The organism is Pedobacter sp. 01T416_2 (assembly GCF_056398925.1).
In genome coordinates, this window is sequence record NZ_JBFTQI010000329.1 from 1 (window position 1) to 6,193 (window position 6,193).

The window sequence follows — 6,193 nt, forward strand, 5'->3', positions numbered from 1 at the left end:
CCTTCGGTTTTTGTAAGCAAGCTGAGCAATATTAGCTGGGCCCAGACCAATGCGGTAAAAACGATCGACATGACAGCCAGCCCGATTGTAAAACCCTATATCGTCCGCTTTGTAATCAGGGCGGCAGGAGGCAATTTTTCAAGTTGTGCCGAAATCAATTTTAGCTCTGCAGAAACGGGAACGCTGGTTTCTACAGACTGTGAGCACCCAACTGCAGACCTGGATTTATTTGCAGACGCAAAGATACAGCCGACTGCTGTAAACGGGACGGTTGCGAATGAGCAGCAGCGCCTTATCGGCTACTCTATAGATGGCAGTTTAAGTTCGTTTTATTTTTCTGCTTATACCGAAGGCGTCAGCCAGGTCAAACCGGTATTGATGAATTTTGACTTTGGGGGAAATAACAGCATGGATTACATAAAATATTTTCCCAGAACAGATGGCGGAGTAAACGGTAACATTGGAAAAGGGGAGATCTGGTACACCAGTGCAACGCAGGCTACTTTGACCAAGCTGATGGATTTTGATGCCGGCCTTGTTAATACCCCTTCTACATTTACATTTCCGGCCAACCTGCAAAACGTCACGAAAATTGTATTTAAAATATTTTCTGGTGTAAACAATGTAGTTAACTGCGCTGAAATGGAGTTTCACCGCGCTGCCAGACCGGTGTCCAGTAATGTTTTTGCGGATGATCTGTATACTACGTTAAAACCCGAAATCACACAGACCGATATCGATGCCATTGCTTCTCCGTTTTTTAAATCCATGGCGCAGTGTATTTTCAACAATACCTACAACAGGAAATACCGCGTACAGACCTATGATTTTTATCCAAATACCGGTACAGTTGAGGGCATATTAAAGACAAATGGTTTGAACAAGGTTGAAAACCCGACAGGGATTGCCTTTAAGGCCAATACCAAAGCGGTTGTTTTTGTTGGCGATACCTATGGTGTAAACCCAAAATTGCTCATTAAGGACTTTGCGCTTAATAACAGTGCCACTACCGATAGTTATCCTTTGCAGAAGGGGGTAAACATTATCAATGTGGCACATAATGGCTTGGCCTACATCAGCTATTTTAGCGATAATGCCAATCTGCAGCCTGTGCGGGTTAACATAGCCACTGGCCAGGTTAACGGATATTTCAATCCTTTAACCGACACCAATGATGAATGGACAAAAATGTTGCTGAACGGTGTTTATCCAACTTTGGACATCAAAGGAACCTATACAAATTTAAACTTACATAAATATATACTCCTAAACGGTTCACCGAACGGCGGAAAAGAGCTGGTTGCTGCCTACGACACTATTGTGCATAAAGAATATATTTTAAACGGCCTGACCAAATATAACAGAGTACCTAAAAACCACATGTTCCTGAGGTCTGTATCTGAGGATGGAAATCCCAATGCAAGCAGTGATGGCGTGAACTATCTTATAGGCGCGGGAGGTAGTGGATCCAATCTGTACAGTGCTGCAGGTGTTCTTTACGATCCATGGGGAGTAGCCCATGAATATGGCCACAATAACCAGGTGAGGCCCGGAGCCAAATGGATCGGCATGACCGAGGTAACCAATAACATCAATTCGGCCTGGATCATGTATATCTATGGCAGCAGGTATCCGAATTCTTCAAAGATGGAAAAACAGGCCGAGAAAACTAAGGTAGGAGGTCCAAGTGTAATCGGTGGTAGATTCAGTCTGTTATTAGATTATAGTTTAATACAGAAAAAACACATCCAGACACCTGGGAATGCAATAGATGCCTATATTCCGCTAGTGCCTTTCTGGCAATTGGAACTGTATTATCAGGCTGCCGGGGCGTGTAAAGACCTGCCTACCATGCAGCAGCGATTATCTGGTACAGCAGCTCCGGCTGGGCTACCAGATGTGGCTTTCTGGTATGGTGATGTGCTGGAGAAAATGCGTACAACCAGTCAGGTTGGTGTAAATGACGGACAATTGATCATTAATTTTGTAACCGCTGCCAGCGATGCCGTTCATGAAGACCTGACTGATTTTTTCATAAAAGGAGGTTATCTGCTGCCAATTGATGCGGATATTAGCGATTATGGCACAATACGCCGTTTAACAATTACCCAGGCGCAGATAGATGCTTTAAGTACTGCAATGAAAGCCAAATATCCAAAACCGGTATCCCCGGTATTGAATTACATTTCGGCAAATACTGTAGATACCTATAAAAACCGTATCCCATTGGCGGCAACCGCAGTTGCAACGGTCGGTGTAACCGTTAATGCAGGTACGTTAACGATCGACAATACGAAATGGACTGGTGCAGTAGCTTTTGAGACCTATAACCAAAAGGCACTTACCGATGTGGCTATTTATGCCGCAGGCGATGGCACAACTGCAAACGCAACCACAACGGTTCAATATGGTGCCGGTTCTACAAGTGTTTATGCTATCGGATATGATGGTTCAAGAAAACTGGTTTATCCGGCTGTAGACGTTGCCAACTCGTTGCCAACGGTATCGATTACTTCGCCTGTTAGCAATGCAGTAGTTACAGTTGGTAGCGATGTTGCTATTAATGCCAATGCTGCCGATACCGATGGAACGGTTGCTAAGGTAGAATTTTATCAGGGCAGCACACTTTTAGGTCAGTCAACCACTGCACCTTATAGCTTCACCTGGACTACTCCAGCTGTAGGAAATTACAACCTAACCGCTAAAGCAACCGATAATAACGGAGGAATAAAGGTATCAGACACGGTGAAGGTAATCATCAATACCTTGCCAACCGTGGCCATCAGTTCACCGGCAAACAATACGGTGTTAACGGCTGGTACCAATGTTGTTATTGATGCCAATGCTGCTGATACCGATGGAACGGTTGCTAAGGTAGAATTTTATCAGGGCAGCACACTTTTAGGTCAGTCAACCACAGCGCCTTACAGCTTTAACTGGAATAATCCTACAGCAGGAAATTACAGCCTTATCGCTAAAGCAACGGATAATAACGGAGGAACAACAATGTCAGACACCGTTAAGGTTACTATCAATACCTTGCCAACGGTAGCCATCAGTTCACCAGCAAACAATACTGTATTTACAGCAGGTGCAAATGTTACTATTAATGCCAGCGCTACGGATGCGGACGGAACAATTAGYAAAGTAGAGTTTTATCAGGGCAGCACTTTATTAGGTCAGTCTACCACAGCGCCTTACAGCTTTAACTGGAATAATCCTACAGCAGGAAATTACAGCCTTATCGCTAAAGCAACGGATAATAACGGAGGAACAATAATGTCAGACACCGTTAAGGTTACTATCAATACCTTGCCAACGGTAGCCATCAGTTCACCGGCAAACAATAATGTATACACAGCAGGTACGAATGTTACTATTAATGCTAGCGCTACGGATGCGGATGGTACGGTTGCTAAAGTAGAGTTTTATCAGGGCAGCACTTTATTAGGCCAGTCAACCACTGCACCTTATAGCTTCACCTGGAATAACCCTGCTGCAGGAACTTATGCGCTTACCGCAAAAGCGACCGACAACAGTGGAGGGATAACTGTATCGGGTGCGGTTAATATTACCATAAATACTCCACAAGCTTTAGTTGTTAATCCGGTAGCGGACGCATTTGTACGAGATGGTTCATTGGCAAATACAAAATATGGGGCGGCAACAACTTTGGAAGTGAAAAAAGATGGATCATCATTTTTTAGGCAGTCGTATTTGCGATTTGATTATACTTCGTTTACACAATCCAGCGTCGAAAGTGCGAAATTGCGGGTTTATGTTTCCAGTGTTGGCGCAGATCCAACCAGGGTAGTATCTGTATATGGACTTTCCAATACAACCTGGACTGAAAGTACAATTACTTGGAATAACCAACCAGCTGAGGCCGGCACATTGATCGGGAATTATACCGTCAGTAATTTAAATGGTCGATGGTACGACCTAGACGTAACTGCCTACATCAACAGCCAATTGGCAGCGAACAACAAAATCATTTCTTTCAGGTTAATCAATCAGGGAACCACAAGCTCGGCCAACAATGTAAGCTTTAATTCGCGAGAAGCTGCAAGCAACAGACCGGAACTCTTATTGAATCAGGAGCCAAACAACAACATACAAAACACGGAAGAAGTATTCTCAAACGAGGATATAAATACCGTCATTTTGCCTTCCGAAACATTAAAAGTTAAGGCCTGGCCAAATCCGAGTACCAGTGCATTTAAAGTGCATGTAGAAAGCCCTAGTAAAGAAATAGTATATTATAGAATATTTAATATAGCCCAACAATTGGTTAAAGAAGCTAAAACAGATGCTCATGACCAGCTAAATTTTGGAGATGAACTTGTTCCAGGGATGTATTTGATAGAAATAAAACAGGGCACACAAAGAAAGGTTGTAAAAGTAATTAAGTTATAATAGATGACAGTAGCATTCAACCTAAACCATAAATAAAATGAAAAAAAAACAATTATTGATTGCCCTTGCGGCAACTGCAGTCCTCTTTACGTCCTCATGTAAAAGAACAGAGATACCTGTTGCAGAAACGGGAAACACCTACAAGTCTAAACCACAGATGACCGTAGCGAATCCAGTGTTATCACACACCCGCAATCTTACTGTTGCCTATCTGATTCCGACGGATCTTGACACTGTTGCAAATTTTAGATCAAGAATTGATGGGGTGCTAACATGGATCCAGAATTACTATGCTCAGGAATTGGATAGAAATGGATATGGGCCAAAAACCTTTGGCCTTGTTAAAGATTCGGTTACTCAATTGGTCCAAATCAGTGTAATCAGAAGTGCACAATCTAAAATAAATTTCAATGCTGGTACTGGAGTTACAGAAGTGAATAATTTCTATGCAACCAATCCGGGCCTAAAACAAAGCCAGCATGTGCTTATACTGTTACCACCTTTCTCAACAAATGCAAATGGAGAGCCTGCTGGAGGAAATCCATTTTATGGGGTTGGAAAATACTGCTATGCCTTGGATTATGCAGGTCTGAACATTGCCAATATTGGAACTGACCCGTTTACAATGTGGATCGGTGGAACGGCACATGAACTGGCGCATGCACTCAATTCTTCCCATAACAGGGAATCGGTATCTCAAAAAAGCAGCTTGGGTACATCATTGATGGGGTATGGCAACTATACCTTAGGTAAAACACCAACCTATATTTCTGCAGTAGACGCCGCCATTTTTAATAACAACGAAGTATTCAACGATAATAATTCCACTTATTATGGTAGCGTAAGTACCACAATACCCAAAATTTATGCCAGCTACTCTGCAGCGCAAGGTGCGATTCTCTGCTCTGGAAAATTTACTTCTACAGGTACGGTAGACAAGATCCTGTATTATAACGATCCCAATGTAAACAACGAGGGTACTGGAGTTAACAAGGACTATAATGCGATTACCTGGGCCAGTTCAAAGATCGGCACAGACAGTTTCAGTGTTGTAATGCCCATATCGGATTTTTGGGTAAAGACTGATGGGATACCTTATGAGCTAAAGGTAAAATTTGTGCATACCAATGGTACCATTACCGAACATATCTATTATTATACTTTCCAGGGTGGTATACCTGTAGTGAACTTCGGTTATCGCCMCGAACTTAGCAAAACAGGATGGACGATTGATGGATTCAGTACCCAGGAAACCAGTGGTACAAATGGCTACGCTGCAAATATACTTGACAATAATTCGTCGACGGTTTGGCACAGCAGATGGACATCCTCACCTACAGGAACTTTCCCCCACTATATCAGCATAAATCTGGGTAGCAATAAAACCGCAACAGGTGTAGCTATACAACACCCCTCGGGATCGAGCAGAGCGATTAAAAATTTCGAAATATTAACCAGTACCGATGGTGTGAACTTCACCTCGAGGGGAAGTTTTACAACCATTAAAACAAATAGTAAACAATATTTTGCTTTTGGATCGTCATTGACTTTTAAATATCTTAAAATTGTGGCCAATACCTCTTGGGATGGAACTCAATATGCAGCTATAGCTGAACTTGGATTATATTAACAGGCTGAAATACAATTGTTATTGATGTATGAAAAGAGAGTGCCCAAAAAGCACTCTCTTTTTTATGCGGTTATTTTTTAATGTTAGGGAAGCATTCTTTTTAAAAGGTCTGCTCATTTTAAGAACAAGCCTGTAAAACAGTTACAT

At 42.4% G+C, this 6,193-nt stretch carries 2 protein-coding genes; both read left to right on the forward strand.

Annotated features, from left to right (window positions below; genetic code table 11):
- The coding region (locus AC1DPQ_RS14665; protein WP_477609951.1) for an Ig-like domain-containing protein at positions 1-4,416 on the forward strand (4,416 nt) is incomplete at its 5' end.
- 37 nt (positions 4,417-4,453) lie between these two features.
- The gene (locus AC1DPQ_RS14670) at positions 4,454-6,046 is read left to right on the forward strand and encodes a discoidin domain-containing protein (RefSeq protein ID WP_477609953.1); all 1,593 of its coding nucleotides are present in this window, start codon (positions 4,454-4,456) and stop codon (positions 6,044-6,046) included.
- The last annotated feature ends 147 nt before the right edge of the window (positions 6,047-6,193 follow it).